Below are 15,837 nucleotides of genomic sequence, written 5' to 3' on the forward strand. Positions count from 1 at the left end.
TGTTTCACTGTGGCTTCTCAACCGTGGACTTTATAAATATGGTCCAGTGTTTTCTACGGTATGAACGCTCGGTGGAACATCGTTTGTTTGTGACGGAGTTTTTGATTGCACTATCGTGCGGATGAAGACGATCCGTTCGCCTTTCTTTCCAGAAATGCGCGCCCAATCATCAGGGTTCGTCGTGTTAGGCAAGTCTTCATTTTCTTTAAACTCATCAACACAGGCAGAGATAAGGTGTTCAACTCGGATGCCTCGCGCATGTGAGGTAAGGAAGTCTTTAATCGCAGATTTCTTTGCACGATCCACAATGTTTTGAATCATTGCACCAGAGTTAAAGTCTTTAAAGTACAGGATTTCTTTGTCACCAGACGCGTACGTTACTTCAAGGAACTGGTTCTCTTCACCTTCTGCATACATATGCTCGACGACACGCTGAATCATGGCATCAACAGTTACGGCCACGTCTCCGCCGTGTTCTGCAACGTCGTCCGCGTGAATAGGCAAGTTTGTTGTCAGGTACTTGGAGAAAATCTCTCGTGCACCTTCAGCGTCCGGACGCTCAATTTTGATTTTGACGTCAAGACGACCTGGCCGCAAAATCGCTGGATCAATCATGTCTTCTCGGTTCGAAGCACCGATAACAATAACGTTTTCGAGTTGTTCAACACCATCTATTTCTGCCAAAAGCTGCGGCACAATGGTGGTTTCGACATCCGATGAAAGCCCTGTCCCTCGGGTGCGGAAGAGGGATTCCATTTCGTCGAAAAATACGACAACTGGATGCCCTAACGCTGCTTTTTCGCGTGCTCGACCAAAAATAAGTCGAATTTGACGTTCGGTTTCTCCCACGTATTTATTCAGGAGTTCTGGACCTTTAATGTTCAAGAAATAGCTTGTAGCGGCCTCAATGCTGGTTCCGTTTCGTTGCGCGGCAGCAACTGCAAGCGAATTTGCGACGGCTTTTGCGATCAGTGTTTTACCGCATCCAGGTGGGCCGTACAGCAAAATGCCTTTAGGTGGTTTCAAGCCGTGTTCGCGATACAAGTCTGGGTGTGCAAAAGGAAGCTCAACAGCGTCTCGAATGTGCTCTATTTGAACGCCTAACCCACCAATGTCTTCGTAGTGGACGTTTGGGACTTCTTCAAGTACGAGTTCTTCGACTTCAGATTTTTCGATTCGTTCAAAAGCGAACCCTGCTTTGAGATCGATAAGTACTGTGTCACCTGCACGGATAGCAGCTTTTCCGTTGCGTGGCTTTAACGCATCTGACAGGCGTAGTATTCGCTCATCGTCGCCTCGTCCAACAATAAGAACACGGTCGTCGTCGATGAGTTCTTTTACTGCCGCTAATTCGCCTGTTCCTTCGTGAGGTAACACTTCCACGATCGCCATGGCTTCGTTTAAACGCACTTCTTGACCGGGGTATGCCTCCGACAAACGGTTCTCTGCAAGAGAAGTAAGACGCATTTTCCTACCAGCAGCGACAACGTCTGCGGTGCCGTCGTCGTATGACCGCAAAAAAGTGGCGTATGTGCTTGGAGGTTTTGCTAGGTCTTCGAGTTGCTTTTGCAACTCAACAATTTTTCCGCGTGCCTCAATAAGTATCTGGGCGAGGCGCTCATTTTGAGCAGATAGGGTTGCGAGGCGTTTGTCTGTGGCACGCTGCTGCTCTGACCCTAATGGCGTTGCGTTGTTGTTCGTTGATTCGTGTTCAGCCATTATGATCCTCTTCTCACCTGCTTGTTCATCACGAGCCTGACATAAAGACGGTGTTTCGGCTACTGATGCACACTGTGTGGACAACCGTTATTTCACACTAGCGCAACGACACCCAATGGCTGCTATGAAATATGGGTGGGATGAATTTTCATCCCACCCATAATGGTGTTAGTCGTTGATTTCTTCTAGATGTTCTAAAGCTTCTGTGACATCTCTACGCACCTTTTTCACTTTTTTTGTGGAAGGAACGCGCTCGCCCAAATCTTCCGGTGTCCATTCTTCACTCACCGGGTATGCGCCTTTCGCAGGGCGTCGTTTACGCACAATAGGCGAAACTCCATCAGCCAAGCGACGAGCAGAAATAAGGAAACCTGTGTGACCCACCATGCGGTGTTGCGGACGAACGGCAAGACCTTCAAGGTGCCATCCTCGAACAAGCGACTCCCAAGCAACCGGTTCAGTAAATCGGCCATCTTCACGTAGGTCTTCGGCAACACGTGACAGCTGAGTGGCAGTTGCCACGTAACAAATAATCAAGCCACCAGGTGTGAGAGCTTGCGCGGCCACGTCAATGTTTTCCCACGGAGCCAGCATGTCTAAGACAACGCGGTCGATGGTTCCAGGCTCGGCTACTTGTGGCAGCACGTCTGCTAGGTCACCGATAGAGAGATCCCACGCGGGATGTTCTCCACCAAAAAATATTTCAATGTTTGCGCGAGCAATATCAGCGAAGTCTTGTCGCCGCTCGATGGAGTGAACGTGTCCGTTGTCTCCTACAGCGCGCAGCAAAGACATGGTTAAGGCACCAGATCCGACACCCGCTTCAATAACGCGAGCGCCTGGGAAGATATCTGCCATGCCAACGATTTGTGCTGCATCTTTGGGATAAACAACTGCTGCCCCGCGCGGCATTGACAAGACGTAGTCAGACAGCAACGGGCGTAGCAACTGGTATTCGATACCGGAGGTAGTGGAGATGTTGCTGCCTTCGGGGAGACCGATGACATCGTTGTGGCGGAAATACCCGCGGTGCGTGTGGAACTCTTCACCGGCTGCAAGTGTGATGGTGTGCAGGCGGCCTCGGTTGTCGCAGAGTTGCACGCGGTCGCCCTCACGGAAAGGCCCGCGGCGCATGTGCGCTCCGGTAGGTTCTTGCTGCGTTGCGGGGTCGTGTGGGTGTGTGTTTGTCAATGTACTCGTGTTTTCGGTCGGGCGTGACGCGATGTCACTGATCTGGGTGGACGGCGTTAAGAAGCGACACGGTCCAAATAACTCCAACAACGTCTGCTGCATCAACAACCACGAAGATATTACGAATATCGCGTCCGTGACGCAAAGCCTGTACGAGTTGGGCGGGGGTTGCGGTTGCTGGTACGACTGATCCGGGTAGCAATGGGATCGTTACTGAGGCGATAGGTGTGTGCGCGCGCATGTCTTCGTTGACGGTGGATACTGCGTTGAAGTCAACGTAACCGAGTGGGTGGCCTGTTTCGGAGACAACTATTGCAGTTGTTGGTGCGTTGTCGCGTAGTGCGGTGTAAAGATCTGTGATCGTGTGTGTGGATCGGACGACATGAGCGGGGGTGATCAGATGTCCGAGGGTCAGTTTTTCCATCTCGTTTAGGTATTGTGCTCGTTTTAGGCTTGCGTGCGCACCGCCCCACAAGACAATCACTATCATGATTGTCCACACTAAGATCACTGTGTTGAGTTGTTTGCCTTGAATCAGTGGGAGTATGACTGCCCACACGAACCATGAGATCGATATGCCTTGTCCGATGCGTGCGGCTACACGTAACCCGGTACTTTGGCGTCCGGTGTAATTCCAGATGAGTGTGCTGACTGCGTTTCCGCCATCAAGTGGTAGTCCCGGCAAGAGGTTAAACAGCGCAAGGAAAAGGTTCATTGTTGCTGAAATGTGCAGGACGCTAAGCGTCAGCGAAGGGGCTTCTAGTGTTTGGTAGGCGCCATATAACAGTGCGGCGATAGCGAGATTTGCGGTAGGTCCTGCAAGCGCAGTAACTGTGCCATGCCATGGTCGTGTGAATTGTTGGCTGAATGATGCGTGGCCGCCTAGTAGCGTAAGCCCGATTTCTTCTGCTTGTACGCCAAAGCTTTTTGCGGTGAATACGTGTGCGAGCTCGTGGAAAAAAACGGAAACTATGATCGTTGCGGATACGCATAACGCTGCGAGGATTGCTGTTGTTTGTGTGTCTGCGTAGGAGTTCAGTAATGGGAAGTAGAGTCCTGCGAAGATAACGATCATGAGCAATGCGCTTGCTCGAAGGTTCACGGGGGTTCCGGCTACGCGGCCTATCTGCCAGCTTTTGTCGTTGCTCACAATCTAACCCTAATAGTAACTCTTGGGGTGAGAAGGCAATAGGCTCGATACATGTCTCACACTTATCGTGCTCCAGCGCTGTCGCCTTCACGATCTAACGATTTTACGCAGTGCCCGCAGCTTTTTCGTTTCCGTACTGTCGATAAGCTCCCTGAGCCTCCTAGTAAAGCTGCTGCTAAAGGCACGATGGTTCATACTGTGCTTGAGAAGCTTTATGATCTTCCTCGTGGTGCCCGTTCTGAAGACAAAGCTTTGGAGCTTATTCCGCAGGCTGTGCAGTCGTTAAAGGCGCGCACCCCTGAGTTGGATTCGTTATTTGATTCGCCGCGTGAGTATGAGGCGTGGCTTGCTGAAGCGCGTGTGCTGGTTGGCCGTTATTTCACATTAGAGGATCCTAACCGGTTAGAGCCTAGCGAGCGGGAATCTCATGTTGCGGCGGAGTTAGAGAACTCTATGCGTATTAAAGGGATTGTTGATCGCATTGATGTCGCACCCAATGGTGCAGTTCGTATCGTTGACTATAAGACAGGTAAGGCGCCGTTGCCTCAGTATGGTGCGTCTGCCGCATTTCAGATGCGGTTTTATGCTGTTGCTTTGTATGAGTCGCGCAAAATCTTGCCGAAGATGTTGCAGTTGATTTATCTTGGCAATGGTCAGGTTTTAAACAATGAGCCCACGGCAGACGATCTTGCTCGCACTCGGGAGCGCATCATTGGGATTTGGGACGATATTCGTCGTGCTGCTGAGCGTGATGAGTGGCGGCCTAAAACTTCTAAGTTGTGCGATTGGTGTTTTTTTAAACCGCAGTGTCCTGCGTTTGGTGGGGTTGCGCCCGAGTTGCAGCCTGGCGCGAGTGCTCGCGTGTGGTTGGAGCCGCCTACGTTGTTTGAGGCGTCCGATGCTGAGGTGTCCGACTAGTAATAGTCGATTCGTCCGCCGTGCATGATCACGTCTAATGCTGCTGGGGTGAGTTGGCGAAGTGTTGTTATGCGGGAAAGGTCTGAAAAATCGTGGAGTGGCAGAACTGATTCGATGCAGATAGTGCGGGCGCCTGAGCTGCGTGCTGCTGTGATCCCTGTGTGTGAGTCTTCAACAGCGATGCAGTGTGTGATGTCTACGTCGAGCAGTGTTGCCGCTGTGAGGTAAGGCTCTGGGTGTGGTTTTCCGTGTGTAACGCTGTCTCCAGTGACGACTGCAGAAAAGACGTGGTCTGGTACGGAGTCAAGAAAAGCTTGGGCGATTGGGCCGTGAGACATAGTAACCAGCGCACAGGGTACGCCGTTGTCTGCAAGTGAGGTGAGGGTTTCTAATGCGTGTTCACGCCACGGGACGTTCGCACGGATGCGTGTACTGACTGTTGTCACAAGGTAGTTGACGATTTCTTCAACGGTCCCACGAGCACCTGCCTGTTGTAGTACTGATGCGGCATGGTGTAAATCTCCCCCTACGAGAGCGAGAGCGTCTTCGAGTGTCCACCGGCCGCCACCTGCCTGTACGAGGTCGGTTTCTGCTTGTTGCCAGTATGGCTCGGAATCGATGAGTGTGCCGTCCATATCCCACAAAACTGCGTGTGGTGTGCGCAGCTGTGCGCTTATGACCTGTGGTTGAACAGCTTGTGTGGTTAAAAATTGAGTCACGTTATGATTCCCTTTTCAAAAGATCAATTATTCATCCTACGTTGGTTTGTTTGATGGTCTTGAAAATGTGACACGTACGTCCAGATATGGTGCAGGGTGCCCCTGTCGTTCTCTCATTTTCGCTAGGGTAGAAATTATGAACGAAGAGTCCACACCCGAAGGCACACCTGAGTCTGGCCCGTTAAATGTTGTAGCGCAACAGTTTATGGAGGGCCCGATTATGATTGCTGCTTTCGCTGGCTGGAATGATGCAGGGAATGCGGCAACAGAAGCCCTTCAACATCTTTCTGACATTTCAGATGCACGCCTGTACGACGAAATTGATCCAGAACCATATGTTGATTTCCAGGTCAATCGTCCAACTTTCGTGTCCACTGATGAGGGACGACACCTGCTGTGGCCTTCGACTCGGGTAGAAATAACGAGTGGGTGGACGTCACATCGCGATATTGTTTTGGTTCATGGTGTTGAACCATCTATGCGGTGGCGGTCCTACTATCAAAGCCTGTTGCGTATTGCTGACGACCTTGAGTGTTCGGGAATTATCGTTTTGGGTGCGCTTCTTTCTGAGGTGCCGCACACCAGACCAATACCTACAGCAACAAATTCCGCAAACGTGTTCTTACAAGACCTGTTCAATATTTTCGAAAGCACATATGAGGGCCCCACGGGGATAGCTGGTGTGCTTACTCATTTTGCGGAACTAGACGGTATCAGCACGGTGAGTATTTGGGGGTCTGTGCCTCACTATGTGCCGACTCCTCCAGCGATCAAAACGTCTGCCGCGATTCTTTCAGCTTTGGAAGACGTTCTTGGTGAATCTATTCCACGTTTTGACCTTGACGATGATATTGCTGCGTGGGAGCGCGGCATTGATACTTTCGTTGCAGAGGACGCAGAATTGCGTGAGTATGTCACGGCACTTGAAGAAGCAACAGACGCTGCTGGACTCCCCGAAGCGACTGGGGAATCCATTGCGCGTGAGTTTGAAAAGTTCTTAAAGCGCCGTGACTCGTTTGGCCAAGGGTAACGTTTACAGCCGAACGCCCAAGAGCGCGTTTACTGCCCGGGACATAACCCCTGGCGCTCCTTCAACGAAGTCGACTTCACCAGCTAGGCAGAGTCGAGCCCAGTTGTCGACTGCTTCGAGTGCCCGTGGTGTGTCGAGGTCTTCTCGTAATGCCGCGCGCATGTGTTCGAGTGTTTCTGTTGCGTCTGGCCCACCGTTTCCAGAGAACGCTTCTAACCAGAGTTTGTAGCGGTCTGTGGCAGCGAGTAAGAGGTCTTCTGTCCATTCCCATTCGCTTCGGTAATGCTGCGAGAGAATAGCGAGGCGAATAATCATAGGTTCAACGCCTTGATGGCGCAGGCGTGACACAAACACGAGGTTGCCGCGCGATTTACTCATTTTTTCGCCGTCGTAAGAAACCAACCCTGCGTGAACACACACTCGTGCCCCTGCTTGGCTGTCTCCGCTCAACATCCGTAGGTGTGAAGCGCTCATTTCATGGTGTGGGAACATCAGGTCGCTACCGCCACCCACGACGGAGAATCTACTGCCTAGACCTTGTTGTGCGATAAGTGCGCATTCGATATGCCAGCCTGGACGTCCTTCGCCGAGGGCGTTTCCGGGCCATGCTGGTTCGTCGTGACGCGCGGCTTTCCATAGCAGCGGATCAAGTGGTGAACGTTTCCCTGGACGTTGTGGGTCTCCTCCACGTTGCGAAAAGAGCGCAAGTTTCTCTTCATCGTCGAGGCGCGATACTGAACCGAACCGTGAGTCAGCGTTAACGTCTGCGTAAATGTCATATGCGTCTGCGTGCACGGGACGTTCTAATTCGGGAACGGCTACTCGGTATGCTGCGCCTTGTTCAACGAGTTGTTCAATTGCAGGTACCACATCTGGGATTGATTCCACTGCACCAACATACGTATCTGGTGGGACAACACCTAATGCGGTCATGTCTTCAGCAAAAAGAGCAATCTGTTCGCGTGCGAGCTCTTCCCAGTCACGTTGTGTCTCGCGTGCCCGCTCTAAAAGAGGGTCATCTACGTCTGTAACGTTTGACGCATATGCGACTGTTTTTCCAGCATCACGCAACGCACGGTTCAGTATGTCAAAGGCGATATAAGTTGCAGCGTGCCCAATGTGTGTGGCGTCATAGGGCGTTACGCCACACACATATATGGACGCAGTTGGTCCGAAGGAAACCTCAACGAGCTCATTGGACATTGCGTCATGAACTCGGACGGTGTCCAGTGAGCCAGGGATTTGAGGGATCTGTGGAGAAGGCCAAGTAAACACGACTACAGCGTATACAATTTTTCGCTGCTACCTAACCAGCTCTGCATCACAACAACGGTTAACTAGCTTCGCTTATAGGCTCAAGCACACCTGCGAGCAAGAAGACGACAACGGCTGCGGCAAGGAACAAACGGTAGACAACAAACGGTTTGTAGCTGAATGTTGACACAATTTTCAAAAAGGCAATGATGACAAAATATCCCGTCACAAACGCAACGATTGTTGCAAGGAAGGTCATACCCATTCCGGGTGTCCCTGCGACGGCTGGTTCAGTAACCGCACCATAAAGTTTGTATAGTCCCGATCCCATAACAGCGGGGATTGCCAACAAGAACGAATAGCGTGCGGCTGCTTCACGGGTGTACCCCATCAACAGTCCTGCGGTGATTGTTCCACCTGAGCGTGACACACCTGGAATAAGTGCCATGGCTTGAGCAAAACCGAACCCGATAGCGTGTCGCGCAGAAAGCTCTTTGAGTGGGCGAGCGTGTTGTCCGTTTTTGTCTGCCCACCCCAGCAACAAAGCAAAAACGGCGAGCATGAGAGCCGTAATGTAGAGGTTACGGAAAGTATTATCAATGTAGTCCTGCAAGAGCAGACCAAGGACAACGATTGGGATTGATCCAAGACCGATGTACCATCCCATTGCGGCGTCATGGTCGTGTGCTCCCATACGGGATTTCCAGTCAGTTCCGTGATCTCCACGTAATGACTGCCACCATTTGATGCAAATGTTTTTAATGTCTCGACGGAAGTACAGCAGCACCGCTGCTTCTGTACCTATCTGCGTAATCGCGGTAAAAGCTGCACCCGGGTCAGCATTACCAATGAGTTCACCGACAATACGCAAGTGCGCTGATGACGAAATAGGAAGGAACTCAGTAAGTCCCTGAACCAGACCAAGAATGATTGCTTCAAATGCGTTCACAAGCCGCTAGCCTATCGCGTCGTCTGCGGTTTCTAGACATTGCGGGGACTACCACAACACACAATTCACAAAACTACCACTAAGGAAGAAAATATTTAGGCTGCCCGTCACCTGCAAAAATACACGTTGCGCGTAAAAAGAATGGCTTAGAACTTTCGTTCCAAGCCATCAGGGTATGAAGCCGACTTAGTCTTCCTCGTCGTCTTCGTCCTCATCATCGTATTCGTCATACTCATCTTCATCGTCGACGCTCGAGAATGGAAGCAGTTCACCGTGCGTCACGGCTAGTGCCTCGTCATACACTTCAAAAGCGTCTTCGAGGATGTCAAAAGCATCATCTACTTTAGCGTCATCGTCTCCACGACGATTTGCCACCGCAGTGTAATGAGCTTCCAATGCGGCGACGAAACGGTCGAGCGCTGCGCGTGGATCTACAGTCATACCCCAAACGTTAGCGCTGATTACGCGGTTTTGCACTCCATTACTTCTAGTTTTTTACTGAAGTTCATAGAAAAGTCGCGCAAAACACGTTTCATAACCTGCGAGATGACGTAAGCGACTTAAATGTGTAACTTGCTCCTGCATAATCGTTGCTTGCCTCAGAAGTAGAAAACGGAAAATGGGAGCTCACCAGAACCGTCGCATACGTTGGCGGCACAACAAAGCATTGGCTGCGACGAAAAATCATTCACGTGCCTGCTTCGTAAAGCCGGTTGACGGCTGCTAGCAGTCGCTCAGCAACCGATCCAATACTTTCACCCCGAACTTCAATGCATCGACCGGAACCCTCTCATCCACGCCGTGGAAAAGCGCCGGGAAATCTAGGGTTTCAGGTAGTTGCAATGGCGCAAAACCGTATCCGGTTATGCCAAGTTGCGATAAGGATTTGTTGTCGGTGCCTCCTGACAGCATGTACGGCAGCACTGCCGCATCGGGGTCTTCAGCACGCAAACTACGCGTCATTGCATCAACGAGGTTGCCAGTGAATGGGACTTCCAAAGCTGGTGCACGGTGAATCGTCTGGAATTCAATATCTGGGCCAGCAAGTTCTTGAAGAGTGCGCATCGCTTCTTCTTCATATCCGGGTAAGAATCGAGCATCGATCACACCGTGTGCTACTTGCGGAATAACATTTGCTTTATATCCTGCAGCCAATTGGGTTGGGTTCGTTGTGTTACGCACAGTCGCACCCACAAAACGCGCCGCGGGCCCCATCGCATCGATGAGTTGGTCTATCATCGCTGGGTTTTCTGGCTCGTATGGCAGCCCTGTTAGGTCCGCTACTCCACGCAACAGCGCATCCACGGTATCTGTGCTCTGATACGGCCACTGGTATTCACCAATACGAGCAATCGCTGCAGCAACTTTTGTGACCGCATTATCTTGCGCGACTTGAGAGCCGTGCCCTGCACGCCCTTTAGCGAGGAGTGTTAGCCAGTTCAATGATTTCTCTGCGGTTTGTAGCAGGTAGGCTCGTTGCCCATTAATCATTGTTGAGTAACCGCCAACCTCAGATATAGCTTCGGTGGCGCCTTCAAAAATCTCGCGACGATTGTGTACCGCCCACTCCGCTCCGTACACGCCGCCGGCTTCTTCGTCTGCAAAGAACGCCACGATCAGGTCACGCGCTGGTTTACGTCCCTCACGCACCATCTGCCGGACGACAGCAAGCATCATCGCGACCATGTCCTTCATGTCTACGGCGCCTCGACCCCACAGCATGTCATCAATGTTTTCACCGCTAAATGGGGGCACTGTCCATTCATCTGCTTGAGCTGGGACCACGTCTAAGTGTCCGTGCAGCACAAGAGCAGGACGTGTTGAATCGTGGCCGTCTAAACGCACAACTACGTTGGAGCGTCCTGGTGCCGACTCGAAAAAGAGTGGATCTAATCCCACTTCTGTGAGCAGTTCCATAACGTATTCAGCTGCAGCACGCTCCCCCGCCCCTTCGTTGTTACCAAAGTTGGTGGTGTCTATGCGCAATAAGTTTTGGCAGATTGAAGTAACTTCGTCTACAGCGGTTGGCGCAGCCTGTGCGTTAAGAGACATCAGATCCCTAAGTGTGTTGTGGTGGGTGCCGTGAGATATCACGCGCGATAGGAATTTTCGCAGGTGTGAGTGCGGAAAACATATCGTCTCATTTTCCGCACTCCCCCCATGTTTTATGCGGTTAATCCGCGGCGGTGCAAGAGCGGCTCAATGCGTTGTGGTCGACCACGGAACTGGGCGTACACGTCCAAGGAGTCTTGCGCCCCACCGCGTGCCAGCAGCTGGTAACGGAATGCGTCCCCATTGTCGCGTTTCAAGCCGCCATTGTCTGTAAACCATTCAACGGTGTCAGCGTCGAGGACTTCCGACCAAATGTATGAGTAATATCCTGCAGAATATCCCCCACCAAAAATGTGGTTGAAATATGTGGAACGGTAACGTGGTGGAACCACATCCAATGCGATGCCTGCCCGCTGCAACGCGTCATGTTCAAAAGTAAGGACATCCTCTGGTGTGGCAGGTACATCAGCAACAGTAAGTTGATGCCAGGCCTGATCGAGAATCGCTGCGGCAAGGTATTCCGTGGTTGCAAACCCTTCGTTGAATTGCCGCGAAGCATTCAAGGTTTCAATCCACTCGGCAGGCATCGGCTCACCGGTCGCATAGTGAACGGCATACGACTCAAGAATGGTTGGATCCCACGCCCACATTTCATTGACTTGCGAAGGGAACTCGACAAAGTCACGAGCCACTTCGGTTCCTGAGTGAGATGGATAGAACACGTCTGAAAAAAGACCGTGTAAGGCGTGACCAAATTCGTGGAAGAGAGTAATGACTTCGTCCCACGTCAATAATGTGGGCTGCCCTTGAGGGGGTTTAGGGATGTTGAGGTTGTTGACAACTACTGCTTTGTACCCGGTGAGTCGTGCCTGATCGACCAGATTGTTCATCCATGCGCCACCGCGCTTTGACTCACGGGTATAAAAATCAGCGAGGAACAGCCCTAGCCCAGAGCCGTCTTCATTAAAGACTTCAAACACACGGACGTCTGTGTGATACCCCGACAGTTCTGGACGCTCCACAAAAGAAATTCCATACAGATCTTGAGCAGCTTTAAACACGCCGTGGTGCACGACGCGGTCTAGTTCGAGGTAGGGCCGTAAGAGTGCGTCGTCGAGCTGGAATTGTTCGCGTCGAACTTTTTCTGAGTAATACGCCCAGTCCCATGGCTGCAAAGTTGCAGTGTCATCGTTGAGGTCTTGGCGCAGTGCAGTTTCCAGTACGCGCGCTTCTTGCTGTGCGTTACGCACTGCTGCGGGTGCGAGTGAAAGCAAAATATCGTTTACTGCTGCTGTTGTACGCGCTGTGGAATCGTCTGCAATGTATGCGCTGTGATGCTCATATCCGAGGATTTCTGCGGCACGTGCCCTTAACCGTACAGTTTCTAAAATCTCAAGACGCGTATCGTTGTGTCCAGCAAGGCCGCGCTGTGTTGAAGCGTGGAAAATACGTTCTCTTACATCTCTGCGAACCAGTGCGGACAGCACGGACTGTTGTGTTGGTAGTTGAAGTTCGATCAAGTATTCGCCAGCACGGCCTCGTGTTGCTGCTGCGGTTGCGGCAGCTTCAATTGCATCTGGTGAGAGCCCGTGTAGTTCTGACTGGTCTGTAACAAAGATGCTTGCTTCGTTGGCGCCCGCTAAGAGTTTTCTACCAAATATTGATTCAAGTTCTGTTAGACGTGCGTTAATGTCACGCAATTCTTGTTGCGCTTCATCATGCAACGCAATACCAGCGCGCGAAAAGTCTTTGAGCAGGTTTTTTAAAAGCCACCGAGATTCGTGATCGGCTGGCTCACATCCTGATTCAATTCGTTCCTGCAATGCTACAAAACGGTTATACAACGCCTTGTTCATGTAAATCTCATCATGATGTGCAGACAAGCGAGGCGCATACGTCTCGTCGAGTTCTTCTAACTCATCAGATGCATCGGAGGAAAGCTGGTTGTAGACAACATTCAATACACGAGAAAGCGTTTCACCACTACGTTCAAACGCAACCAAAGTGTTTTCCACGCTTGGCGGGGCCTGCTGAGCCACAATGGCTTCAATTTCAGCAAGTTCGTCTTTCATCCCTTGCTCAATAGCCGGCGCAAAGTGTTCAAAGCGTATCTGCGCATAGTCAGGCAGCAAGTAAGGCAGCGTCGAAGGAAGTGAGAACGGTTCGGATACTGGTGCTTCGTGGCTCATGTGGAGTGACATATTTTCATTCTGGTTTCTCAGCGCCAACGCACACACGCAGGCGCAAGGCATGTGATTCGAGTTACAGGCTACCTGAAGTTACCAAAAAACATGAGAACGCTTTAGGCCATTTGTCGCCATTCTTCGAGGTTATAGCCCCAGGTTCAACCACAATGACATGTGTACTGCCGCCGCATCGTTGTGTTCGATTCACAGTTACCGAACTTTTCATGCTAGATTTTTAACCGCACCGAGAACCGCAAGGTTCAACGGTCCACCTGTCCGGGTGGCGGAATGGCAGACGCGCTAGCTTGAGGTGCTAGTGCCCGTATTAGGGCGTGGGGGTTCAAGTCCCCCTCCGGACACCAAAGATGATCACAAGCATCTTTACTGTGAAGTTCCATTCACCGCAATCAACTTTGATTGATATCTCTTGTGAAAAATTTCAGGGCAACCTGAAAGTCACCTGTCCGGGTGGCGGAATGGCAGACGCGCTAGCTTGAGGTGCTAGTGCCCGTATTAGGGCGTGGGGGTTCAAGTCCCCCTCCGGACACCACGAAGGCTTTGATCAGACGATCAAAGCCTTTTTACGTTTCTGGAGTTATTGCAGAGGAACACCCACATGAGTGTTCCTCTGCAATTTTTCAGGAATACTGCTTCAACACTGCATCACTAAAAGGTGGCCACACTTCGGCAGCCCACGGGCCAAAAGGCTTATCGGTAAGGACCACACACGCTAATTGTGCGTCGGGGTCTACCCATAAGAACGTTCCAGACTGACCGAAGTGCCCAAAAGTACGAGTTGATGCGTGTGCACCAGTCCAGTGTGGTTGCTTTAATCCACGAATTTCAAACCCGAGACCCCAGTCATTTGGTTTTTGCCGACCAAACCCAGGAAGCAACCCATCTATTCCTGGAAAGTGAACCGATGTGGCTCCCTGCACTGTTGAGGTGTCCAACAGCGTTGGATGTAAGAGTTCACGAGCGAATTTTAAAAGATCGTTGACGCACGACTCTCCACCTGCCGCCGGACTTTTCTCTAGGTTCGTAGCGTGCATCTCGAGCGGCTGGAAAACAGCCTCACGTGCGTACTGTGCAAAAGGAATACTTGTCGCCTGTTCAATGTGTTCTGCCAACACTTCAAAACCCGCATTTGAATACATGCGCCGCTCCCCCGGGAGCCCACGAGTTGCGCGAGTGTCGAACTCATAACTTGCCGCGTGAGCTAGCAGGTGGCGCACGGTGCTCCCTGCGGGCCCTGCAGGTTCGTCCAATTCCACTGCGCCTTCTTCAAGCGCTACAAGGCTGGCATATGCGGTCAACAGTTTCGTCACTGAAGCCAGCGGAAAAACCTGCTCAACTTCTCCCATAGAGTCGAGTGTGTGCGTTGCGTTCGTTACTCCAACAGCAACATTGCGTGCGGGCCAAGATGCCACAAGATCAAAAGCGGTAGACATAATGCGACATTATCTAATCTTTTACTGACTAGTAAGGTCGTGCCCGGCGTGGAGCATAGTTAGGTTGCTCACCTGTATGACGTGCAGCTCTAGTTCCAGCCGAAGGTGTCACCGATGCTGTCTCAGCTGTAATTGGTTGCTGCGCGCGACGCGAACCAGCATGAGCTTGCTGCCCTGTCGTCGTTGCTTGACGCCTGTTTTCTGACGGTGCGGCAGCCTCGCTGGCACGCGACCCTCGTGCCGCCCCAGAAGGCTTGTTGTCTTGCATGTGACGTGTAGAGCGCTCGATAGACGACAGCGCTAATTGCACGAGGGCTTGTGCAGGGGCTGGTAGCTCAAGTAAAGGCTGCGGCAAGTCACCGATGTCGTAACCGTGGATTCGAGCCACCGCGTGTGCCACTCGGATGCTTCCATACTGTCCCATCATCACTGTTAGCGGTGTGAGGGCACGTTGTAAGTCATGTGCATATGCTGCTGCTTCTTCGTCTGTACGCCCGACCACTGCGGCATAAGCAAGCTCAACGCATAAACGTGGCATCACACCTGCGAGCGCCGAATGCCATGTTGTTGCGCCTTCTAAAAGGATGTGTGCGCCTTTATTGTCGCCCGAGTATCCCCAATCGAGTTGTTTCGCTCGTTGTTCAGGTAGCTGATCAGTGATGGTAGCTATACGGCGTGATATTTCTGCCGCGTTTGCTGCATAGTCTTTAAACCCTGCGATGTTGGGAAGTTGCGCTATATGAGCTAGTTCTTCGGTGGAGAAGCGGTGTCGCGTGGTGTTGGGGTTGTTGTAGACAATCAACGGCAACGGTGATTGCTGTGCAACGTGCGTGTAGAGCTCTAGGACCTCGTGATTTAAAAGAGGCTGATAGGACATGGGCTGTAAGAGCGCGCCTGTTGCGCCTGCTTGTGCTGCTTCGTTGAGGTTAAGCAGGATTTCTGCGGTGGTGAGCGCCCCAATTCCGGCGACTAATTGAGTATCGTCCCCAGTGACGTTTTTGACAGTGGTGATGACTCGTTTACGCATTGACCGCGGCATATATGCTGCACCGCCTGACGACCCGAGGATAGCCAGTGTGTGTGCGCCTGCGTTGAGGGCGTTTTCGGCTAGTTGCGCGAGGGCAGGTTCGTTGAGGCGTCCGCTAGTGTTACGCGGGGTGGGAAGGTATGCGACTAGGGGTCCAAGCACTGGCATTTGTCCAGACTACTCGTGTGGTG

General features: G+C 51.7%; 14 protein-coding genes and 2 tRNA genes. 5 read left to right on the forward strand and 11 right to left on the reverse strand.

Annotation, left to right across the window (positions count from 1 at the left end):
- Positions 1 to 30 precede the first annotated feature (30 nt).
- From arc to ACR9EC_RS03470, 3 genes are all read right to left on the reverse strand, one after another.
- Entirely contained in the window at positions 31 to 1,719 is a 1,689-nt protein-coding gene (gene arc / locus ACR9EC_RS03460; protein WP_435300127.1) for a proteasome ATPase, read from the reverse strand.
- A gap of 168 nt (positions 1,720 to 1,887) precedes the next feature.
- Positions 1,888 to 2,853 carry a tRNA (adenine-N1)-methyltransferase gene (locus ACR9EC_RS03465; RefSeq protein ID WP_435300598.1) on the reverse strand — a complete coding sequence of 322 codons (966 nt, stop codon included), beginning with the start codon at positions 2,851 to 2,853 and terminating at the stop codon, positions 1,888 to 1,890.
- Between the two features lie 91 nt (positions 2,854 to 2,944).
- Positions 2,945 to 4,060 (reverse strand): site-2 protease family protein, encoded by a 1,116-nt coding sequence (locus tag ACR9EC_RS03470; RefSeq protein ID WP_435300128.1) that lies wholly within the window; start codon positions 4,058 to 4,060, stop codon positions 2,945 to 2,947.
- 51 nt (positions 4,061 to 4,111) lie between these two features.
- On the opposite strand from ACR9EC_RS03470, the gene ACR9EC_RS03475 reads away from it, so the two are divergent.
- Positions 4,112 to 4,978, forward strand: a complete 867-nt coding sequence (locus ACR9EC_RS03475; RefSeq protein ID WP_435300129.1) for a RecB family exonuclease — start codon at positions 4,112 to 4,114, stop codon at positions 4,976 to 4,978.
- Here the strand turns inward: ACR9EC_RS03475 and ACR9EC_RS03480 are convergent.
- Positions 4,975 to 5,697, reverse strand: a complete 723-nt coding sequence (locus tag ACR9EC_RS03480) for an HAD family hydrolase (protein WP_435300130.1) — start codon at positions 5,695 to 5,697, stop codon at positions 4,975 to 4,977. The two genes, ACR9EC_RS03475 and ACR9EC_RS03480, sit on opposite strands and share 4 nt — an antisense overlap.
- A 136-nt stretch (positions 5,698 to 5,833) precedes the next feature.
- Here ACR9EC_RS03480 and ACR9EC_RS03485 point away from each other — a divergent pair, with 136 nt between their 5' ends.
- On the forward strand, positions 5,834 to 6,727 hold the full coding sequence (locus ACR9EC_RS03485; RefSeq protein ID WP_435300131.1) for a PAC2 family protein: 894 nt from the start codon (positions 5,834 to 5,836) through the stop codon (positions 6,725 to 6,727).
- Between the two features lie 3 nt (positions 6,728 to 6,730).
- Here the strand turns inward: ACR9EC_RS03485 and mshC are convergent, their stop codons facing one another.
- The 3 genes from mshC to ACR9EC_RS03500 form a co-directional block, all read right to left on the reverse strand.
- Positions 6,731 to 8,002: a cysteine--1-D-myo-inosityl 2-amino-2-deoxy-alpha-D-glucopyranoside ligase gene (gene mshC, locus ACR9EC_RS03490; RefSeq protein ID WP_435300132.1), complete on the reverse strand. Its 1,272-nt coding sequence runs from the start codon at positions 8,000 to 8,002 to the stop codon at positions 6,731 to 6,733.
- A gap of 58 nt (positions 8,003 to 8,060) precedes the next feature.
- Entirely contained in the window at positions 8,061 to 8,930 is an 870-nt protein-coding gene (locus tag ACR9EC_RS03495; RefSeq protein WP_435300133.1) for an undecaprenyl-diphosphate phosphatase, read from the reverse strand.
- Positions 8,931 to 9,116: 186 nt separating this feature from the next.
- On the reverse strand, positions 9,117 to 9,371 hold the full coding sequence (locus ACR9EC_RS03500) for a primosomal protein (protein ID WP_435300134.1): 255 nt from the start codon (positions 9,369 to 9,371) through the stop codon (positions 9,117 to 9,119).
- 149 nt (positions 9,372 to 9,520) lie between these two features.
- Here ACR9EC_RS03500 and ACR9EC_RS03505 point away from each other — a divergent pair, with 149 nt between their 5' ends.
- Positions 9,521 to 9,637: a DUF5703 family protein gene (locus tag ACR9EC_RS03505; RefSeq protein WP_435300135.1), complete on the forward strand. Its 117-nt coding sequence runs from the start codon at positions 9,521 to 9,523 to the stop codon at positions 9,635 to 9,637.
- A 16-nt stretch (positions 9,638 to 9,653) separates the two neighbouring features.
- Here the strand turns inward: ACR9EC_RS03505 and ACR9EC_RS03510 are convergent, their stop codons facing one another.
- On the reverse strand, positions 9,654 to 10,982 hold the full coding sequence (locus ACR9EC_RS03510; RefSeq protein WP_435300136.1) for a M20/M25/M40 family metallo-hydrolase: 1,329 nt from the start codon (positions 10,980 to 10,982) through the stop codon (positions 9,654 to 9,656).
- Positions 10,983 to 11,095: 113 nt separating this feature from the next.
- Positions 11,096 to 13,183, reverse strand: coding sequence for a M3 family metallopeptidase (locus tag ACR9EC_RS03515; protein WP_435300137.1), 2,088 nt, complete (start codon positions 13,181 to 13,183; stop codon positions 11,096 to 11,098).
- Between the two features lie 259 nt (positions 13,184 to 13,442).
- Here ACR9EC_RS03515 and ACR9EC_RS03520 point away from each other — a divergent pair.
- Both ACR9EC_RS03520 and ACR9EC_RS03525 read left to right on the forward strand, forming a co-directional pair.
- Positions 13,443 to 13,530, forward strand: a tRNA-Leu gene (locus tag ACR9EC_RS03520).
- Between the two features lie 100 nt (positions 13,531 to 13,630).
- Positions 13,631 to 13,718: transfer RNA gene (locus tag ACR9EC_RS03525), tRNA-Leu, on the forward strand.
- Positions 13,719 to 13,806: 88 nt separating this feature from the next.
- Here ACR9EC_RS03525 and ACR9EC_RS03530 read toward each other — a convergent pair.
- Entirely contained in the window at positions 13,807 to 14,619 is an 813-nt protein-coding gene (locus ACR9EC_RS03530) for a serine hydrolase domain-containing protein (RefSeq protein WP_435300138.1), read from the reverse strand.
- A 28-nt stretch (positions 14,620 to 14,647) separates the two neighbouring features.
- Positions 14,648 to 15,814 (reverse strand): dihydrodipicolinate synthase family protein, encoded by a 1,167-nt coding sequence (locus ACR9EC_RS03535; RefSeq protein WP_435300139.1) that lies wholly within the window; start codon positions 15,812 to 15,814, stop codon positions 14,648 to 14,650.
- Positions 15,815 to 15,837 lie beyond the last annotated feature (23 nt).

The sequence above is a fragment of the Timonella sp. A28 genome, assembly GCF_051200815.1.
Classification (GTDB): Bacteria; Actinomycetota; Actinomycetes; order Actinomycetales; family Cellulomonadaceae; genus Timonella.

Excerpts from the sequence above, each read along its gene's own strand:
- arc (WP_435300127.1), bottom strand. The coding sequence starts at position 1,719 with ATGGCTGAACACGAATCAACGAACAACAACGCAACGCCATTAGGGTCA.
- ACR9EC_RS03465 (WP_435300598.1), bottom strand. The coding sequence starts at position 2,853 with ATGCGCCGCGGGCCTTTCCGTGAGGGCGACCGCGTGCAACTCTGCGAC.
- ACR9EC_RS03475 (WP_435300129.1), top strand. The coding sequence starts at position 4,112 with ATGTCTCACACTTATCGTGCTCCAGCGCTGTCGCCTTCACGATCTAAC.
- ACR9EC_RS03485 (WP_435300131.1), top strand. The coding sequence starts at position 5,834 with ATGAACGAAGAGTCCACACCCGAAGGCACACCTGAGTCTGGCCCGTTA.
- ACR9EC_RS03500 (WP_435300134.1), bottom strand. The coding sequence starts at position 9,371 with ATGACTGTAGATCCACGCGCAGCGCTCGACCGTTTCGTCGCCGCATTG.
- ACR9EC_RS03510 (WP_435300136.1), bottom strand. The coding sequence starts at position 10,982 with ATGTCTCTTAACGCACAGGCTGCGCCAACCGCTGTAGACGAAGTTACT.
- ACR9EC_RS03515 (WP_435300137.1), bottom strand. The coding sequence starts at position 13,183 with ATGTCACTCCACATGAGCCACGAAGCACCAGTATCCGAACCGTTCTCA.
- ACR9EC_RS03530 (WP_435300138.1), bottom strand. The coding sequence starts at position 14,619 with ATGTCTACCGCTTTTGATCTTGTGGCATCTTGGCCCGCACGCAATGTT.
- ACR9EC_RS03535 (WP_435300139.1), bottom strand. The coding sequence starts at position 15,814 with ATGCCAGTGCTTGGACCCCTAGTCGCATACCTTCCCACCCCGCGTAAC.